Source organism: Xanthomonas sp. AM6, assembly GCF_025665335.1.
Classification (GTDB): Bacteria; Pseudomonadota; Gammaproteobacteria; order Xanthomonadales; family Xanthomonadaceae; genus Xanthomonas_A.
Window position 1 is genome coordinate 1,879,217 of record NZ_CP106869.1, and the last position, 18,231, is coordinate 1,897,447.

The following is an 18,231-nucleotide window of genomic DNA, read 5'->3' on the forward strand; positions in this document are numbered from 1 at the left end:
CAAAGCGTCGGGACTGAAGTCCCTCCCACAAAAAAGCCGCTAGGTCGATCCGATCCCCGGGGCCTTCAGCCCAGCCCAGTCCCGAATCCGAACCCCGAATCCCGAATCCCGAATCCCGAATCCTCAGTCCCAATCCCAGTCCCAATCCCAGTCCCAGTCCCAGTCCCAGTCCCGAGCCCAATCCCCAATCCCCAATCCCAGCCCTACAACCCAAACGCCTCCGCCACCCCCTGCACCCGCCCGCAGTCATGCGCGTCGTAGCCGGGCAGCAGGCCGAGTTCGTGCTGGAACGCCTCGCTGCGCAGCAGGTCCACGATCGGCGCCAGGCGGCCGCTGTCCAGCGCCGCGCGGCGGCACAGCAGGAAGTAGCGCTCGCTGACGATCGGGATGAAGTCCAGGCCGTAGCGCCGCGCCGGCGGTTCCAGGCCCAGTCCGGCGTCGGCCAGGCCGCTGGCGACATAGGCGGCGACCGCGGCATGGGTCAGTTCTTCCATGCCGGCGCCGTGCAGGCCGCCCAGCGGCAGGCCCTGGCGCGCCAGCAGGCATTCCAGCAGCAGGCGCGTGCCCGAGCCGGGCTGGCGGTGGATGAAGCGCACGTCGGCGCGCAGCAGGTCGGGCAGGGCGTGGATGCGCTTGGGATTGCCCGGCGCCAGCACCAGGCCCTGGGTGCGCGTGGCCAGGTGCAGCACGCAGTCGCCGTGCGGGTCGAGCCGGTCGCGGTAGTGGCCGAGCAACTCGGCCTCCAGTTCGCCGATCGGCAGGTGCAGGCTGGCCAGGTCACAGGCGTCGTTGCGCAGCGCGGTCAGCGCATCGTCCGGGCTGCGGTACTTCAGTTCCAGCGGCGCGCCGGCCAGCACCATGCAGCGGCGCAGCGTCTCCACCCCGAAGCCGTGCGAGGCGTGCAGGCGCAGCGGCGTGGCTTCCTGCCGGAACACCCGCTCCAGTTCGGTCTCCAGTTCGCTGGCCAGGCTTTCCAGGGTCGGCGCCAGGCGTGCGGCGATGCGCTGTTCGGCCCAGACCAGGCGTTCGCCGATCGGCGCCAGGCGCGCGCCGCGGCCGCGGGTGGCGCGCAGCAGCGGTTGCCCGAACAGGCGCCGCGCCTCGCGCAGCGTGCCCCAGGCGTAGCGATAGGACAGCCCGGTGTGGCGGCAGGCCGCCGCCAGCGAGCCGGTGGCGCGGATCGCCAGCAGCAGTTCCACCAGCCGCGGCGGCAGGCGCTGCCCGTCCTCGGTGTGCAGTTCCCACTGCGGTCGGATCGTCACTTTGTACATGGCAGTTGCCGCGCGCGGCCCAATCGGCTTTTCACAGCCGATTATTAGACCATCCGGCGCTCGGCACCATGGCGCTTTCGTACTACCCTCGGCCCGCGTCGCTGCATCGCAATATGCACCCGATCACATAAAAACGCTGGGCATCAAGGGGAAACGAATGAGCCACTCACGCAGTGCGGCGACGTCCGCGCACACCGCCCAGACCGGCCTGCTGTCGAAGGAACGCATCGTCGCCGGGCCGGGGTTCAACCGCTGGCTGGTGCCGCCGGCGGCGCTGGCGATCCATCTGTGCATCGGCATGGCCTACGGGTTCAGCGTGTTCTGGCTGCCCCTGTCCAAGGCGCTGGGCATCACCGAGGCGGTGGCGTGCCCGGCGGACATGGGCTTCTTCGCGCGCATCGTATCGGCCAGCTGCGACTGGAAGATCAGCGAGCTGCAGTGGATGTACACGCTGTTCTTCGTGCTGCTGGGCTGCTCGGCGGCGCTGTGGGGCGGCTGGCTGGAACGCGCCGGCCCGCGCAAGGCCGGCGTGGTCTCGGCGCTGTGCTGGTGCGGCGGGCTGGTGATCTCGGCGCTGGGCATCCACCTGCACCAGATCTGGATGCTGTGGCTGGGCTCGGGCGTGATCGGCGGCATCGGCCTGGGGTTGGGCTACATCTCGCCGGTGTCCACGCTGATCAAGTGGTTCCCGGACCGCCGCGGCATGGCCACCGGCATGGCGATCATGGGCTTCGGCGGCGGCGCGATGATCGGCAGCCCGCTGGCCGATGCGCTGATGCGCCACTTCGCCAGCCCCACGTCGGTGGGGGTGAAGGAAACCTTCCTGGTCATGGCCGGGCTGTATTTCGTGTTCATGATGGCCGGCGCGTTCGGCTACCGGGTGCCGCCGAGCGGCTGGACCCCGGCCGGCTGGACGCCGCCGGCGGCCAGCGCCAACGCGATGATCACCGCCAACCACGTGCACGTGAAGAAGGTCTGGGGCATCCCGCAGTTCTGGCTGCTGTGGGGCGTGCTGTGCCTGAACGTGTCGGCCGGCATCGGCGTGATCGGCATGGCCTCGCCGATGCTGCAGGAAGTGTTCGGCGGGCGCCTGATCGGCGTGGACGCCGGCTTCGGCAGCCTGGACACCACGCAGCTGGCGGCCATCGCCGCCATCGCCGCCGGCTTCACCGGCCTGCTCAGCCTGTTCAACATCGGCGGGCGCTTCTTCTGGGCCAGCATGTCCGACAAGCTCGGCCGCAAGCACACCTACACCGTGTTCTTCGTGCTCGGCATCGCCCTGTACGCGGCGGCGCCGTGGGCCGGCAAGATCGGCGGCACCGCGCTGTTCGTCGGCATCTTCTGCGTGATCCTGTCGATGTACGGCGGCGGCTTCGCCACCATTCCGGCCTACCTGGCCGACCTGTTCGGCACGCAGATGGTCGGCGCCATCCACGGCCGCCTGCTCACCGCCTGGGCCACCGCCGGCATCCTCGGCCCGGTGGTGGTGGGCTACATGCGCGAGTACCAGCTGGGCCTGGGCCTGCCGCCGTCACAGGTGTACAACACCACCATGTACATCCTGGCCGGGATGCTGGTGCTGGGCCTGGTCTGCAACCTGCTGGTGCGGCCGGTGGCGGCCAAGCACTTCATGACTGCGCAGGAACTGGCCGCGGAGAAGCAGCTGGCGCACGAGAAGGTCGGCAGCAACGGCCAGCCGGCGCTGGATGCGGCGCAGCTGGCGCAGGTCGGCCACGGCGGCAACCCGCTGCTGGTGGCGCTGGCCTGGCTGGCGGTCGGGGTGCCGATGCTGTGGGGCATCTGGATCACCCTGCAGAAGGCCTTCGTGCTGTTCCACTGATCCGTTTGCGGAAGGAGGCGTCACCATGGACCCGCGTGCGTCTTCCAGGCCTGGCGCGGTCGCGCGCGGCGTGCGCCGCCATCGCGACGGCCACACGGCCGCGACGCAGGACCTGGTGGCGGCCGAGGTGCCGGTGGCGTTCGCCTACAACGGCGAGCCGTTCGTGGTGATGATGGCCACCCCGGAAGACCTGCACGACTTCGCGCTGGGCTTCTCGCTCAGCGAGGGCATCGTCGAGGACCCGGCGCAGCTGCGCATCGCCAGCGTCGACACCTACCTGGAAGGGGTCTCGCTGCAATTGCAGATCCCGTCCGCGCACGCCGCGGCCTTGCAGGCGCGGCGTCGCAACCTGCAGGGCCGCAGCGGCTGCGGGGTGTGCGGCAGCGAATCGATCGAGGCGGTGCTGCGCGCGCCGCGGCCGCTGCCGGCCGGCACCGCGATCGCGCCGGCGGCGCTGGCGCGTGCGCTGCGCGAGCTGCGCCAGCGGCAGACGCTCAATGCGCTGACCGGCGCCACCCACGCCGCCGCCTGGGCCGCTGCCGACGGCCGCGTGCAGTTGGCGCGCGAGGACGTGGGCCGGCACAACGCGCTGGACAAGCTGATCGGCGCGCTGGCCAGCGCCGGCCTGGACCCGGCCAGCGGTTTCGCCGTGGTCACCAGCCGCGCCAGCTACGAGATGGCGATGAAGGCCGCGCAGGCCGGCATCCCGCTGCTGGCGGCCATTTCCGCACCCACCGCGCTGGCGATCGCGCTGGCCGACAGCGCCGGCCTGACCCTGATCGGTTTTGCCCGCGACCACGATTACGTCGTCTACAGCCATCCGCAGCGCCTGACCCAGGCCGAGCACGCCGGAGAGCCCGCATGAGCAAGAAAACCATCCAGCCCTACACGCAGCCCGCCGGCGGCTGGGGCGCGCTGCGCGCCGTCGCCAGGCACCTGATGCAGCAGGACGTGGCGGTGCAGGGGTCCAAGACCCTGCTGCACGTCAACCAGCCCGACGGCTTCGACTGCCCCGGCTGCGCCTGGCCCGACCGCGACCACACCTCGACCTTCGAGTTCTGCGAGAACGGGGCCAAGGCGGTGGCCGCCGAATCCACCGCGCGCCGCGCCACGCCGGAGCTGTTCGCGCAGTACAGCGTCGCGCAGCTGGCCAAGTACAGCGACTACTGGCTGGAAGGGCAGGGCCGGCTGACCCATCCGCTGCGCTACGACGCGGCCAGCGACCACTACGTGCCGGTGAGCTGGGACGACGCGTTCGCGCTGATCGCCGGCCATCTCAACGGCCTGGCCTCGCCGGACGAGGCGATCTTCTACACCTCCGGGCGCACCAGCAACGAAGCGGCGTTCCTGTACCAGCTGTTCGTGCGCGAGTTCGGCACCAACAACTTCCCCGACTGTTCGAACATGTGCCACGAGCCGTCCGGCACCGCGCTCAAGGCGCAGATCGGCGTGGGCAAGGGCACCGTGTCGCTGAACGACTTCGAGCTGGCCGATGCGATCTTCATCTTCGGCCAGAACCCGGGCACCAACCATCCGCGCATGCTCGGCGAGCTGCGCCAGGCGGCCAAGCGCGGCGCGGCGATCGTCTCGTTCAATCCGCTGCGCGAGCGCGGCCTGGAGAAGTTCGCCGACCCGCAGGACAAGCTGCAGATGCTGCACAACGGCTCCACGCGGATCTCCTCGGACTATTTCCAGCTGAAGATCGGCGGCGACCTGGCCGCGGTCAAGGGCATCATCAAGCACGTGCTGGAGCGCGACGCCGAAGCCGCGCGCGAGGCGCGGCCGAGGCTGCTGGACCTGGACTTCATCACCCAGCACACCGCCAACTTCGACGCCTTCGCCGCCGACGTGATCGCCGAGCCGTGGGCGGTCATCGTCGAGGAATCCGGACTGAGCGAGGCCGAGCTGCGCCACGCCGGCGAGATCTACCTGAAATCGGAGCGGCTGATCGCCTGCTGGGGCATGGGTATCACCCAGCACAAGCACTCGGTGGCGACGATCCACATGATCGCCAACCTGCTGCTGCTGCGCGGCCACCTCGGCCGCCCCGGCGCCGGCGCCTGCCCGGTGCGCGGCCACAGCAACGTGCAGGGCGACCGCACGATGATGATCTACGAAAAACCGCCGGTGGCGTTCCTGGACCGGCTGCAGGCGGTGTTCGGTTTCGATCCGCCGCGCGCGCCCGGCTACGACACGGTCGGCGCGATCGAGGCGATGCTCGACGGGCGCGCCAGGACCTTCTTCGGCATGGGCGGCAACTTCGCCACCGCCACCCCCGACACCGAGGCCACGCACCGCGCGCTGCGCCGCTGCGACCTCACCGTGCACGTGACCACCAAGCTCAACCGCAGCCATCTGGTGCACGGCCGCGACGCGCTGATCCTGCCGTGCCTGGGCCGCACCGAGATCGACATCCAGGAGGCCGGGCCGCAGGGCGTTACCGTCGAGGATTCGATGAGCATGGTGCACCTGTCGGCCGGCATCAATCCGCCGGCCTCGCCGGAACTGCTGTCGGAGCCGGCGATCGTCGCGCGCCTGGCCGAGGCCACCCTCGGCACGCGCAGCGCGATCCGCTGGCGCTGGCTGGTCGCCGACTACGACCGCATCCGCGACCTGATCGCGCAGGTGTTCGTGGACTTCGCCGATTTCAACGCGCGGGTGCGCGTGCCCGGCGGCTTCCGCCTGTCCAACACCGCGCGCGACCGCGTGTGGGAGACGCCGGAAGGCCGCGCGGTGTTCAAGGCGCACCCGGTGCCGACCGACAACCCGATCCATCGCGCACGCCTCCAGCGTCCCGAGCAACTGGTGTTCACCCTGGCCACCACGCGCTCGCACGACCAGTACAACACCACCATCTACGGCCTGGACGACCGCTACCGCGGCGTGTTCGGCGAGCGCCGGGTGCTGTTCATCAACGCCGCCGACATCGCCGACCTGGGCCTGCAGGCCGGCGCCTGGGTGGACCTGGAAAGCCTCGGCGAGGACGGCGTGCAGCGCCAGGCCAAGCGCTTCCTGCTGGTGGAGTACAACATCCCGCGCGGCTGCCTGGCCGCCTACTACCCGGAGACCAACGGCCTGGTGCCGCTGTCCAGCTTCGCCGACGAGGCGCGCACGCCGACTTCCAAGTCGATCCCGGTGGTGGTGACCCCGCATCTGGCCGAGGCCGCCGACGCGGCGCCGCGCGACATCGGCGTGGCGCTTGTCCGCTGATCCGGCGCTGACCCGGGCGCTGTTCGAGGCGCTGGCGCCGGAACCGGAAGGCATCGCCCTGGCGCGGCTGTGCAAGCGCCTGGGCGTGCGCATGAGCGTGCTGCTGCGCACCCTGGCCTGGCTGGGCGAGGCCACCCTGGACGGGCGCCCCGGGCCGGGCTGGATCCGCGTGGAGAGCCGCGGCGAGCGCGAGGTCGCGGTGCTGACCGCGGCCGGCCGCGCGCAATTGCCGCGCTGAGCCCGGCGCTGCGTGGGGCCTCTTCCGACCGGCGCGGCCGGGCCCGTCAGGCCCAACCGGCAGGGACGCTCCTGCGCGTGCGCGATCCATGCCCGGCACCGGCACCGCATCGGCCACGGTCGCGCCGAGCGCAGCGCGGGGTGCGGCGGGCGGGGTGATCGCTCAGGCGCCGCTCCTTGCCGCTCCGCGCGCAAGAGCGGGCGAGGTGCGCGGCGATCGGGGCATGCGTCAGGCATGGCGGGATCACCCGCCTGCCCGTCGTATGCGCACTGTCGCATGCAGGCATCGCCGGCTGCGGCCGACCGCCATCGCGGGGCCGGGCGCCACGCCCGCGATCGATCTGCCAGAATCGGGCGGTGTCCCGTCGATGCCGATCCATGACCGCTGCCGCGCTTCCCGCTTCGCCCCTCAATTCGCCGCGTCGCGTGCTGCTGGCCAGCCTGGTCGGCACCACCATCGAATTCTTCGACTTCTACATCTACGCCACCGCCGCGGTGCTGGTGTTCCCGACCCTGTTCTTTCCCGCCGGCGATGCCGACGCGGCCAGGCTGCAGTCGCTGGCGACCTTCGCCGTGGCCTTCGTCGCGCGGCCGCTGGGCTCGGCGCTGTTCGGCCATTTCGGCGACCGCGTCGGGCGCAAGGCCACGCTGGTGGCGGCGCTGCTGACCATGGGCCTGTCCACGGTGCTGATCGGCTTGCTGCCCAGCTACGCCAGCATCGGCATGTGGGCGCCGGCGCTGCTGGTGCTGTGCCGCTTCGGCCAGGGCCTGGGGCTGGGCGGGGAATGGGGCGGGGCGGTGCTGCTGGCGACCGAGAACGCGCCGCCGGGCAAGCGCGCCTGGTACGGCATGTTCCCGCAGCTGGGCGCGCCGCTGGGCTTCCTGCTGTGCTCGGGCATCTTCCTGTTGCTCGGCGCGCTGCTGGACGATGCGCAATTCATGCAGTGGGGCTGGCGCGTCCCGTTCGTGGCCAGTTCGCTGCTGGTGGTCACCGGGCTGTGGGTGCGCCTGCGCATCCACGAAACCCCCGACTTCCAGCGCGCGCTGGACCGCAACGAGCGCGTGCGCCTGCCGATGTGGACGGTGCTGTCGCGGCATACCGGGGCGATGCTGCTGGGCACGCTGGGGGTGTTCGCCACCTTCGTGCTGTTCTACCTGATGACCGTGTTCGCGCTGGGCTACGGCACCGCGGCGCTGGGCTATAGCCGCGAGCAGTTCCTGCTGCTGCAGATGGTCGGGATCCTGTTCTTCGCCGCCGGCATCCCGCTGTCGGCGCATTTCGGCGATCGCCGCGGCACGCGCCTGGCGATGATCGTGGCCAGCGTCGCCATCGTGCTGTTCGGGCTGGGCTTCGCGCCGCTGTTCCAGGCCGGGCAGCCCTGGCAGGTGCTGGCGTTCCTGTCGCTGGGGTTCTTCTTCATGGGCCTGACCTACGGCCCGTGCGGCACCTTGCTGGCCGAGCTGTACCCGGTGCCGGTGCGCTACACCGGCGCCTCGCTGTCGTTCAACCTGGCCGGCATCGTCGGCGCGGCGCCGGCGCCGTACGTGGCCAGCTGGCTGGCCCAGCACTACGGCCTGCAGTGGGTGGGCTACTACCTCAGCGCCGCGGCGCTGCTGACCCTGCTGGCGCTGTTGGCGATCCGCGCCGCGCGCCGCTGAGGCGCCAGCGCGGCGTGCTCACCACAGCGCGTCGCGCAGCTTGTACCAAGACATCGCCGCCACCAGCAGCGGCGTGCGCAGCAGGCGCCCGCCGGGAAACGGCGCGTGCGGGATCCTGGCGAACAGGTCCAGGCGCTGCGCCTGCCCGGCGATGGCGGACGCGATGACCTGGCCGGCCAGGCCGGTGGCGGCCACGCCGTGGCCGGAGAAGCCCTGCGCGAAATACACGTTCGGGGTCAGCCGGCCCCAGTGCGGGGCGCGGTTGCGGGTGATGTCGACGTAGCCGCCCCATACGTAGTCCAGCTCGACCGCGCGCAGCTGCGGGAACACCCGGCGCATGCGCCGGGTCATGACTCCGCGCAGGCCCGGCGGCGGCAGCGACGAATAGCTGGCGCGGCCGCCGAACAGCAGGCGGTGGTCGCGGCTGAGGCGGAAGTAGTCCAGCGCCCAGTTCACGTCGGCCACCGCCATGTCGTTGCCGATCAGCTCGCGCGCCAGCGCCGCGCCCAGCGGCGCGCTGGCGCCGATGTAGGTGCCGACCGGCATGATCCGCGACTCCAGCTCCGGCGCGATGCCGCGCAGCCAGGCGTTGCCGGCGAGGACCGCGAAATCGGCCTGGACCTCGCCGTGGGCGCCGCGCAGGACCGGCCGCGCGCCGCGCACCAGCGCGGTCACCGGCGACTGCTCGTAGATGCGCACGCCGGCGGCCAGCGCCGCGCGCGCCAGCCCGCGCGCGTATTCCAGCGGGTGCAGGTGGCCGCTGGCCGGATCGTACATCGCGCCCAGGTAGCGCTCGCTGCGCAGCTGTTCGCGCAGCTGCGCGCGGTCCCACCACTGCAGCGGATAGTCGTAGCGCTGCGCCATCTCGACGATGCCGGCCTGCAGCGCGCGCGCCTGGCGCGGCTTGATCGCCACGTGCGCATGGCCGTCGCGCCAGTCGCAGGCGATGGCGTGGCGCTGGATGCGCTCGCGCAGCAATCGCATGCCGTCGCGCGAGAAGTCGAACAGCAGCCGCGCCTCGGCGTGGCCGAGCAGCGCTTCCAGCGTGTGCTGCTCGCAGCCGTAGCCGACGATGGCCTGGCCGCCGTTGCGCCCGGACGCACCCCAGCCGACCCGCTGCGCTTCCACGACCGCGACCTGATAGCCGGCCTCGGCCAGCGCCAGCGCCGCGCTCAGCCCGGTATAGCCGGCGCCGAGGATGCACACGTCGGCCCGCACCTGCCCGCGCAACGGCGGCTGCGGCGGCAGCGGGGTGGCGCTGTCGGTGTACCAGGAAGAGCCGGGATCCGGGATTCGGGAATCGGGAATCGGGGAAGAGCGGGTCATGGCAGCAGGTTGCTGGAATGGGGAAACATGGAGTCAGCGTCCGGATGCGTGGCGTTTGCTCTTCGATTCCCCATTCCCGATTCCCCATTCCCGGCCTTTCACACCGTACGCAAGTACCACCGATAATCCAGGTCGCTCACCTGCGCATGGAAATCCAGCATCTCGCGCCGTTTCTGCTGGCCGTAGACGTGGCGGAAGCGGGTGCCGAACTGCGTGGCGGCGAAGTCGCTGGCGAGGAAGTCGGCGATCGCGCCGCGCCAGTCCGGATGGCGGATCTCGGTCTGCTCGTAGGCGTTGCCCTGCACCGGCGGACCGGGGTCGAACCGGTGCTGCAGGCCGTGCTCGATGCCGGCCAGCACCGCCGCGGCGACCAGGTACGGGTTGGCGTCGGCGCCGGCGATGCGGTGCTCGATGCGGGTGTTGGCCGGGTCGCTGTGCGGCACCCGCATCGCCACGGTGCGGTTGTTGAAGCCCCAGCTGTCGTTGAGCGGCACGAACGCGTTGGGTACGAAGCGGCGATAGCTGTTGGCGTGCGGGGCGAACAGCAGCAGGCAATCGTCGGCGCTGCGCTGCAGGCCGCCGATGGCGTGGCGCAAGGCGTCGGCCGGCGCCTGCGGGGTGCCGGCGAAGACGTTGGCGCCGGCATCGTCGAGCAGGCTCACGTGCAGGTGCAGGCCGCTGCCGGACTGCGCCGCGAACGGCTTGGCCATGAAGCTGGCGAGCAGGCCCTGCTGCTGCGCGACCGCCTTGATCGCGCGCTTGAGCAGCACCGCATCGTCGCAGGCGGCCAGCGCGTCGCCGCGGTGCTTGAGGTTGATCTCGAACTGGCCGGGCGCGTATTCGGCGACCGCGGTGTCGGCGGGGATGCCCTGCGCACGGCAGGCCTGCGCGACCGCGTCGGTGAAGCCGCGCTGGTCGTCCAGTTCCTGCATGTAGTAGACCTGGGTGCTGTCGTTGCGCAGCCCGGTCTGCGCCTGCAGCGGCGGCTGCGGCCGGCCGTGCGCGTCGGCGCGCGGGTCGAACAGGTAGAACTCCAGTTCCACCGCGATCACCGCGGTCAGGCCGCGCGCGCGCAGCCGCGCCAGCACCCGCGCCAGCACTTCGCGCGGGGCGAACTCCAGCGGCTGGCCGTCTTCGTCGCGCATCGCCAGCAGCAACTGCGCCGACGGCACCGGCGCCCACGGCACCGGCCGCAGCGTGCCGGGCACCGGGAAGCACAGCCGGTCCTCGTCGCCGATGGCGTAGCCCAGCCCGGTCTCCTCGACCGTGTTGCCGGTGATGTCGGTGGCGATCAGCGACATCGGCAGGCACACCCCGTCGCGGTAGACCTTGTCCAGCGCGTCGCGGGTGATGCGCTTGCCGCGCAGCAGGCCGTTGCTGTCCGGCAGCAGCAGGTCGATCTGTTCGCAGCCGGGGATGCGCTGCAAGGCGTCGGCGGCATCCGGGGGCAGGGGCGGAGCGTCGTGCGTGCGGGTCATGGCGGCGGCCTGCGGGAGTGGGGCGAGCTTAGCAGAGCCGTGCGCGCGTCAAGAATACTCAACAGGCCGGCGCATCGGTGGTAGCGGCACGCCGGGCACCGCCGCCGCACGATCCCTATCCGCGCTGTAATAACAGCGCTATGCCGCGTGCGGGCAATGGCGACGCGCCCTCGGTGCCAGCCACGCGGCGCTGCTGCGTGTTGTAAAAATAAAACGCCCGGGGTAAGTTGCGGCGACGCCACACGAGCTCTTCGCATGGCCGTATCGCCCCTGGTCGGCCTGCCGACCGATCGCAAGCTCATCGGCCAGCATCCGTTCCTGGCCGCTGGGGAAAAGTACCTGCGCGCGGCCGTCGACGGCGCCGGGGTGACCCCGGTGCTGCTGCCGTCGCTGCAGCCGCCGGTCGCGCCGCGCGACTGGCTGGCGCGGCTGGACGGCCTGCTGCTGACCGGCGCGATCAGCAACATCGAACCGCACCATTACAGCGACGAACCGAGCTGGCTCGGCAATCCGCACGATCCGGCGCGCGACGCCAACACGCTGGACCTGATCCCGCAGGCGATCTCGCTCGGCCTGCCGATCCTGGCGATCTGCCGCGGCTTCCAGGAAGTCAACGTCGCCCTGGGCGGCACCCTGCACCAGAAGGTGCACGCGGTGCCGGGGCTGTCCGATCATCGCGAGGACACCCAGGCGGCGCTGGAACTGCAGTACGCGCCGGCGCACGAGGTGGTGTTGAGCGAGGGCGGCTGGCTGGCGGAGATCGCCGGCAGCACGCGCGCACGGGTCAATTCGCTGCACGGGCAGGGCGTGGCCCGGCTCGGCGGCGACCTGATCGTGGAGGCGCTGGCGCCGGATGGATTGATCGAAGCGTTCCGCGGCATCGGCCCCGGCTTCCTGCTGGGCGTACAGTGGCACCCGGAATGGCGCGTGCTCGACGACCCGTTCTATCTGGGCATCTTCCAATCCTTCGGCGATGCCTGTCGCCACTACGCGGCTCGCCGCACGCACTGAATCGATCCCTCCCCATGGCCAGCCGACCGCGCTCCCGCAAGAACACCCCCGAACAGCAGGAAAGCTCGCTGCGGCGCTGGCTCAAGGAGCGCCACATCACCGAGGTCGAGTGCCTGGTGCCGGACATCACCGGCAACGCGCGCGGCAAGATCATTCCCGCCGCCAAGTTCTCCCACGATTACGGCACGCGCCTGCCCGAAGGCATCTTCGCCACCACCGTCACCGGCGAGTATCCGGACGACTACTACGAACTGACCTCGCCGTCGGACTCGGACATGCAGCTGCGCCCGGATCCGGACACGGTGCGGATGGTGCCGTGGGCCACCGATCCCACCGCGCAGGTGATCCACGACTGCTACACCAAGGACGGCCAGCCGCACGACCTGGCGCCGCGCAACGTGCTGCGCGGCGTGCTGCAGGCCTACGCGGCGCTCGGCTTCAAACCGGTGGTGGCGCCGGAACTGGAGTTCTTCCTGGTGCAGAAGAACACCGACCCGGATTTCCCGCTGCTGCCGCCGGCCGGCCGCTCCGGCCGCCCGGAGACGGCGCGGCAGTCGTACTCGATCGACGCGGTCAACGAGTTCGACCCGATCCTGGACCTGATGTACGACTACTGCGACGCGATGGAACTGGACGTGGACACCTTGATCCACGAATCCGGCGCGGCGCAGCTGGAGGTCAACTTCACCCATTCCGACGCGCTGTCGCGCGCGGACCAGGTGTTCCTGTTCAAGCGCACGATGCGCGAGGCGGCGATGCGCCACGGCGTCTACGCCACGTTCCTGGCCAAGCCGATGGAGAACGAACCGGGCAGCGCGATGCACATCCACCAGAGCCTGGTCGACAAGAACGGCAAGAACGTGTTCAGCGGCCGTCGCGCCGGCGAGTACAGCCGCACCTTCGCGCACTACCTGGCCGGGCTGCAGAAGTACGTGCCGATGGCGATGGCGCTGCTGGCGCCGAACGTCAATTCCTACCGCCGGCTGATGTTCGGCGAGGTGTCGCCGAGCAACGTGCTGTGGGGCTTCGACAACCGCACCTGCGGGCTGCGGGTGCCGATCGACACGATCGAGAACATGCGGGTGGAGAGCCGTTTCGCCGGCTCCGACGCCAATCCGTACCTGGCGATGGCGGCGACGCTGGCCTGCGGCCTGCTGGGCATCCGCGAGAAGCTGGAGCCGACCGAGCCGATCAGCGGCAACGGCAAGGAGATGGGCTATCAGCTGCCGCGCTCGCTGGGCGAGGCGCTGGACGAGCTGGAGCGCTGCGTGCCGCTGCAGGAGCTGCTGGGGCCGCGCTTCGTGCGCGCCTACATCTCGGTCAAGCGCAAGGAATACGAGACGTTCTTCCGGGTGATCAGTTCGTGGGAGCGCGAGTTCCTGTTGTTGAACGTGTGAGTTCGGCATCGCATCCGATGGCGGATCGGACGAGCCGCAGTCGCTAGCTTTTGCGGTTGCCGCTGCCGTGCTGTTGCTGTTGCCTTGGCTGTTGCTGTTGCCTTGGCTGTTGCTTGTGATTTGCCGGGTTCCCTTCCGTAGCGGCGAACCAGGCGGGAAAACACCCGAAGGGCGGCGCACAGGGATGTGCGCCGTCCGCGGCAGGGGCAGGATGCCCCTTCCGCGGATCCCGTCTGGTTCGCGGACCCGTAGCGCGCAGCGCGGAGGGCGCGCAGGCAGGGTGTGCTTTCTTTTGGTTACTTTTCTTTGCACAAGCAAAGAAAAGTGACCCGCGCAGCGGAAGCTCTGCTCCTGCTCCATATGCTCTTGTTGTTGCTCAGGGCTTACGAAGGCAAAAACAGAGGCAAAGGCAAAAGCTTTCGCGCTTTGGCGCGAGTCACTTTTCTTTGCTCGCGCAAAGAAAAGTAACCAAAAGAAAGCGCGCCCTGCCTCGCGCCTTCCGCGCTGCGCGCTCCAGGTCCGCGTCCATGGCGGGGATTCGCGGAAGGGGCATCCTGCCCCTGCCGCGAACGGCGCACATCCTTGTGCGCCGCCCCTTCGGGGTTTTTCCCCGCCATGGCCGCCGCTGCGGAAGGGAACCCGGTAAGTCAAAAGCAACAACAACAGCCAAGCAACAGCCAAAGCGACAGCCAAAGCGACAGCAAGAGCAGGAACAGCAAGAACAAGAACAAGCACAGGAGCAAGAGCAAGAGCAGTAAGAGCAGCAGCAACAGCCACAGCAACGAGCACGGAGTGGACATGGATCGGATAGAAACGCGGACCCTGCAGGACCTGGATGCGGCGCACCACCTGCACCCGTTCAACGACAACGCCGCGTTGGCCCAGAAGGGCACGCGCATCCTCACCCGCGGCGACGGCGCCTACGTCTGGGATGCCGACGGCAACAAACTGCTCGACGCCTTCGCCGGGCTGTGGTGCGTCAACGTCGGCTACGGGCGCAAGGAACTCGGCCAGGCCGCGGCGCGGCAGATGGAGCAGCTGGCGTACTACAACAGCTTCTTCCAGTGCACCACCGAACCGACCATCCGCCTGGCCGCCAAGCTCGCCGAACTGGCCCCCGGCGACCTCGACCATGCCTTCTTCACCAACTCCGGCTCCGAGGCAAACGACACCATCCTGCGCCTGGTGCGCCACTTCTGGGCGGTGCAGGACCAGCCGCAGAAGAGCATCTTCATCGGCCGCCACGACGGCTACCACGGCACCACCATGGCCGGCGCCAGCCTCGGCGGCATGAAGGGCATGCACCGCCAGGGCGGGCTGCCGATCCCCGACATCCACCACATCGATCCGCCATACCCGTTCGGCGACGGCGGCGACCTGGACCCGGAGGAATACGGCCTGCTGGCCGCGCGCCGGCTCGAGGACAAGATCCTGGAACTGGGCCCGCAGCGCGTGGCCGCGTTCATCGGCGAGCCGATCATGGGCGCGATCGGCGTCTACATCCCGCCGCGCAGCTACTGGCCGGAGATCGAGCGCATCTGCCGCCGCTACGACGTGCTGCTGGTCGCCGACGAGGTGATCTGCGGCTTCGGCCGCACCGGCGAGTGGTTCGGCGCGCAACACTTCGGCTTCCAGCCCGACGTGATGACCATCGCCAAGGGCATCACCTCCGGCTACATCCCGCTGGGCGCGGCGATGTTCGGCCAGCGCGTGGCCACGGTGCTGAAGGAGCAGGGCGGGGAGCTGGCGCACGGTTGCACCTATTCGGGGCATCCGGTGTGCGCGGCGGTGGCGCTGGAGAACCTGCGCCTGCTGCAGGACGAGGGCATCGTCGAACGCGCGCGCAGCGAGATCGCGCCGTACCTGGCGCAGCGCTGGGCCGAGCTGGGCGAGCACCGGCTGGTCGGCGAGGCGCGCATCGTCGGCATGATCGGCGCGCTCGAACTGGTCCCGGACAAGCCGCGCCGGCACTATTTTCCCGACCGCGGCAGGGTCGGCGCGCTGTGCCGCGACCACGCCCTGCGCCGCGGCCTGATCCTGCGCGCGACCAACGACGCGATGCTGCTGTCGCCGCCGCTGATCCTCAGCCGCGCCCAGGTCGACGAGCTGTTCGACAAGGCCTGGCTGGCGCTGGAGGACACCGCGCAGGCGCTGGGCAAATAGGCCGGCGCCGGCCGCCCTGGATTGGTAGTCTAGAGGCGGCCGCGCGGCGTCGTGGCGTGTATCTTCCGATCTTCCCCCCATGGACCTGCGGAGACCTGCAATGAAGCTGCGACTGCTCACTCTTTCCCTCACTGCGGCGCTGCTCGCCTCCTGTGGCGGTTCCGGCGGCGGGGAGGGCGGCAAGCCCGCGGCGGCGGGCGAGGACCAGGTCCTCAACGTCTACAACTATTCGGACTACATCGCCGAGAACACCGTGCCGGCGTTCGAGCAGGCCAGCGGGGTCAAGGTCACCTACGACGTGTTCGACAGCGACGAGATGGTCGAGACCAAGCTGCTGGCCGGCGGCAGCGGCTACGACGTGGTGGTGCCGACGCTGAACTTCTTCGGCCGGCAGATCCAGGCCGGCGTGTTCCTGCCGCTGGACAAGAGCAAGATCCCGAACATCGCCAACCTGGATCCGGAGATCATGCAGCGCATCGCGCAGCAGGACCCGGGCAACAAGTACGGCATGCCGTACATGGTCGGCACCACCGGCATCGGCTACAACGTGGACAAGGTCAAGGCCGCGTTCGGCAGCACCGACGTCGCCAACAGCTGGGACCTGGTGTTCAAGCCGGAGAACATCGCCAAGCTCAAGGACTGCGGCGTCACCATCCTCGACACGCCCTCGGACCTGATCCCGATCGCGCTGCACTACCAGGGCGAGGACCCGCACACCACCGACAGCGCCAAGATCGAGAAGGCCGCGGCGCTGATCAAGAGCATCCGCCCGTACGTGCAGAACTTCCACTCCTCGCAGTACGTGACCTCGCTGGCCAACGGCAGCACCTGCCTGGCGGTGGGCTGGTCGGGCGACATCATCCAGGCGCGCGACCGCGCCGAGGAAGCCAAGAACGGCGTGCACGTGGCCTATTCGATTCCCAAGGAAGGCGCGCCGCAGTGGTTCGACATGCTGGCGATCCCGAAGGACGCCAAGCATCCGGAGAACGCCTACAAGTTCATCAACTACCTGTTGACGCCGGAGGTGGCTGCGGCCAACAGCAACTTCATCCACTACGCCAATCCGGTGCCGAAGGCGACGCCGCTGGTGGATGCGGCGATCCGCAATGACCCGACCATCTATCCGCCGCCGGACGTGGCCGCGAAGATGTTCACCTATTCGATCAACCCGCCCGAGGTGGACAAGCTGTACACCCGCCTGTGGACGGAGATCAAGACCGGCCGCTGAGCCGGTCGCGTCCGTGGTCCATGGCGCGGCGCGGCGGCGCGGCGCCTGCACGCAGTACGGCCGCGCCGCGCGCGGCCGCCAACGGGGAGGACCACCGGGATGCGCGCCACGTGCGGCGTCCCGCCAACCGCTGCCCGCCACGGGCGGCATGGGAGACGATTGATGAAGCGGCGAGCGATAGCGGGGATGGTGGCGGTGCTGTGCCTGGCCGGTTGCGGCGGATCGGGCCAGGACAGCGGCGCGGCGGAAACGGCCGGCGCCGACGATGCCAGGCAATTGAACGTCTACAACTGGTCGGACTACATCGCCGAGGGCACCGTGCCCGGTTTCGAGCGGCTCAGCGGCGTGCACGTCACCTACGACGTGTTCGACAGCAACGAGGTGCTGGAAGCCAAGCTGCTGGCTGGCGGCAGCGGCTACGACGTGGTGGTGCCGTCGCTGAGTTTCCTCGGCCGGCAGATCCAGGCCGGCGTGTTCCTGCCGCTGGACAAGAACAAGATTCCGAACCTGGCCAACCTGGATCCGGCGATGATGCAGCGCATCGCCCAGCAGGACCCGGGCAACACCTACGCGGTGCCGTACCTGTGGGGCACTACCGGCATCGGCTACAACGTCGACAGGATCCAGGCCGCGTTCGGCAGCACCGACGTGGTGAACAGCTGGGACCTGGTGTTCAAGCCGGAGAACCTGGCCAAGCTCAAGGACTGCGGGGTGACCTTCCTGGATACCGCCTCGGAGATCGTGCCGACGGTGCTGCACTACCTGGGCGAGGACCCGAACAGCACCGACCCGAAGGTGATCGAGAAGGCGGCGGCCAAGCTCAGGGAGATCCGCCCCTACATCCAGAACTTCCATTCCTCGCAGTACATCGACGCGCTGGCCAAGGGCAGCACCTGCCTGGTGGTGGGCTGGTCGGGCGACATCCTGCAGGCGCGCGACCGTGCCGAGGAGGCCAAGAACGGCGTGCGCATCGCCTATTCGATCCCGAAGGAAGGCGCGCTGCAGTTCTTCGACATGCTGGCCATCCCCAAGGACGCCAAGCATCCGGAGAGCGCCTACCAGTTCATCAACTACCTGCTGACCCCGGAAGTGGCCGCGGCCAACACCAACTTCGTCAGCTATCCGAACGCGGTGCCCAAGTCGCTGCCGCTGATCGACGCGGCGATCAGCGGCGACCGCACCATCTATCCGCCGGCGGAAGTGCAGGCCAAGCTGTTCGCGCTGGCGGTGATGCCGCCGGAAGTGGACCGCCAGTACACCAGGCTGTGGACCGAGCTGAAGACCGGGCGCTGAGCGAAGGCGGGCCCATCGGAGCCATGATCCCCCTCTCCCCGCGGGAGAGGGGGAGGAGTGAGGGTACGGCGGTGCCGGGAAGTTGAAGGCTGGGATCGAGCGCTGTCGTCATCCCACA

General features: G+C 69.7%; 13 protein-coding genes. 10 read left to right on the top strand and 3 right to left on the bottom strand.

All coding sequences use genetic code 11. The annotated features are described in order from the left end of the window. Positions 1-203 precede the first annotated feature (203 nt). Positions 204-1,271 carry a substrate-binding domain-containing protein gene (locus tag OCJ37_RS07790; protein ID WP_263113094.1) on the bottom strand — a complete coding sequence of 356 codons (1,068 nt, stop codon included), beginning with the start codon at positions 1,269-1,271 and terminating at the stop codon, positions 204-206. A gap of 157 nt (positions 1,272-1,428) precedes the next feature. Between OCJ37_RS07790 and OCJ37_RS07795 the strand changes: the two genes are divergently transcribed. The 5 genes from OCJ37_RS07795 to OCJ37_RS07815 all read left to right on the top strand — a co-directional run bounded on the left by OCJ37_RS07795 (position 1,429) and on the right by OCJ37_RS07815 (position 8,217). Then, entirely contained in the window at positions 1,429-3,111 is a 1,683-nt protein-coding gene (locus OCJ37_RS07795) for an OFA family MFS transporter (RefSeq protein ID WP_263113095.1), read from the top strand. Between the two features lie 25 nt (positions 3,112-3,136). Then, a complete protein-coding gene (gene fdhD / locus OCJ37_RS07800; protein ID WP_263113096.1) occupies positions 3,137-3,976 on the top strand; it encodes a formate dehydrogenase accessory sulfurtransferase FdhD in 840 nt (279 codons plus the stop codon). Then, positions 3,973-6,321, top strand: coding sequence for an FdhF/YdeP family oxidoreductase (locus OCJ37_RS07805; protein WP_263113097.1), 2,349 nt, complete (start codon positions 3,973-3,975; stop codon positions 6,319-6,321). The genes fdhD and OCJ37_RS07805 overlap by 4 nt, the downstream gene beginning before the upstream one ends. Beyond that, positions 6,311-6,559 carry a hypothetical protein gene (locus OCJ37_RS07810; protein ID WP_263113098.1) on the top strand — a complete coding sequence of 83 codons (249 nt, stop codon included), beginning with the start codon at positions 6,311-6,313 and terminating at the stop codon, positions 6,557-6,559. The genes OCJ37_RS07805 and OCJ37_RS07810 overlap by 11 nt, the downstream gene beginning before the upstream one ends. Before the next feature lie 377 nt (positions 6,560-6,936). After that, entirely contained in the window at positions 6,937-8,217 is a 1,281-nt protein-coding gene (locus OCJ37_RS07815) for an MFS transporter (protein ID WP_263113099.1), read from the top strand. Positions 8,218-8,235: 18 nt separating this feature from the next. Here the strand turns inward: OCJ37_RS07815 and OCJ37_RS07820 are convergent, their stop codons facing one another. Together OCJ37_RS07820 and OCJ37_RS07825 are read right to left on the bottom strand one after the other, a co-directional pair. Next, the gene (locus OCJ37_RS07820; protein ID WP_263113100.1) at positions 8,236-9,543 is read right to left on the bottom strand and encodes an NAD(P)/FAD-dependent oxidoreductase; all 1,308 of its coding nucleotides are present in this window, start codon (positions 9,541-9,543) and stop codon (positions 8,236-8,238) included. A 98-nt stretch (positions 9,544-9,641) separates the two neighbouring features. Continuing rightward, positions 9,642-11,021 carry a glutamine synthetase family protein gene (locus OCJ37_RS07825; RefSeq protein WP_263113101.1) on the bottom strand — a complete coding sequence of 460 codons (1,380 nt, stop codon included), beginning with the start codon at positions 11,019-11,021 and terminating at the stop codon, positions 9,642-9,644. A gap of 255 nt (positions 11,022-11,276) precedes the next feature. Here OCJ37_RS07825 and OCJ37_RS07830 point away from each other — a divergent pair, with 255 nt between their 5' ends. The 5 genes from OCJ37_RS07830 (at position 11,277) to OCJ37_RS07850 (ending at position 18,113) form a co-directional block, all read left to right on the top strand. After that, positions 11,277-12,032 (top strand): gamma-glutamyl-gamma-aminobutyrate hydrolase family protein, encoded by a 756-nt coding sequence (locus OCJ37_RS07830; protein WP_263113102.1) that lies wholly within the window; start codon positions 11,277-11,279, stop codon positions 12,030-12,032. Positions 12,033-12,046: 14 nt separating this feature from the next. Further along, the gene (locus OCJ37_RS07835) at positions 12,047-13,429 is read left to right on the top strand and encodes a glutamine synthetase family protein (RefSeq protein WP_263113103.1); all 1,383 of its coding nucleotides are present in this window, start codon (positions 12,047-12,049) and stop codon (positions 13,427-13,429) included. Positions 13,430-14,227: 798 nt separating this feature from the next. Then, entirely contained in the window at positions 14,228-15,592 is a 1,365-nt protein-coding gene (locus tag OCJ37_RS07840; RefSeq protein ID WP_263113104.1) for an aspartate aminotransferase family protein, read from the top strand. A 100-nt stretch (positions 15,593-15,692) separates the two neighbouring features. Beyond that, positions 15,693-16,820, top strand: a complete 1,128-nt coding sequence (locus tag OCJ37_RS07845) for a polyamine ABC transporter substrate-binding protein (protein ID WP_263113105.1) — start codon at positions 15,693-15,695, stop codon at positions 16,818-16,820. Positions 16,821-16,982: 162 nt separating this feature from the next. Beyond that, a complete protein-coding gene (locus OCJ37_RS07850; RefSeq protein WP_263113106.1) occupies positions 16,983-18,113 on the top strand; it encodes an extracellular solute-binding protein in 1,131 nt (376 codons plus the stop codon). The last annotated feature ends 118 nt before the right edge of the window (positions 18,114-18,231 follow it).

Coding starts and splice junctions, on each gene's coding strand:
- OCJ37_RS07790 (WP_263113094.1), bottom strand. CDS start 1,271: ATGTACAAAGTGACGATCCGACCGCAGTGGGAACTGCACACCGAGGAC.
- OCJ37_RS07795 (WP_263113095.1), top strand. CDS start 1,429: ATGAGCCACTCACGCAGTGCGGCGACGTCCGCGCACACCGCCCAGACC.
- fdhD (WP_263113096.1), top strand. CDS start 3,137: ATGGACCCGCGTGCGTCTTCCAGGCCTGGCGCGGTCGCGCGCGGCGTG.
- OCJ37_RS07805 (WP_263113097.1), top strand. CDS start 3,973: ATGAGCAAGAAAACCATCCAGCCCTACACGCAGCCCGCCGGCGGCTGG.
- OCJ37_RS07815 (WP_263113099.1), top strand. CDS start 6,937: ATGACCGCTGCCGCGCTTCCCGCTTCGCCCCTCAATTCGCCGCGTCGC.
- OCJ37_RS07820 (WP_263113100.1), bottom strand. CDS start 9,543: ATGACCCGCTCTTCCCCGATTCCCGATTCCCGAATCCCGGATCCCGGC.
- OCJ37_RS07825 (WP_263113101.1), bottom strand. CDS start 11,021: ATGACCCGCACGCACGACGCTCCGCCCCTGCCCCCGGATGCCGCCGAC.
- OCJ37_RS07830 (WP_263113102.1), top strand. CDS start 11,277: ATGGCCGTATCGCCCCTGGTCGGCCTGCCGACCGATCGCAAGCTCATC.
- OCJ37_RS07835 (WP_263113103.1), top strand. CDS start 12,047: ATGGCCAGCCGACCGCGCTCCCGCAAGAACACCCCCGAACAGCAGGAA.
- OCJ37_RS07840 (WP_263113104.1), top strand. CDS start 14,228: ATGGATCGGATAGAAACGCGGACCCTGCAGGACCTGGATGCGGCGCAC.
- OCJ37_RS07845 (WP_263113105.1), top strand. CDS start 15,693: ATGAAGCTGCGACTGCTCACTCTTTCCCTCACTGCGGCGCTGCTCGCC.
- OCJ37_RS07850 (WP_263113106.1), top strand. CDS start 16,983: ATGAAGCGGCGAGCGATAGCGGGGATGGTGGCGGTGCTGTGCCTGGCC.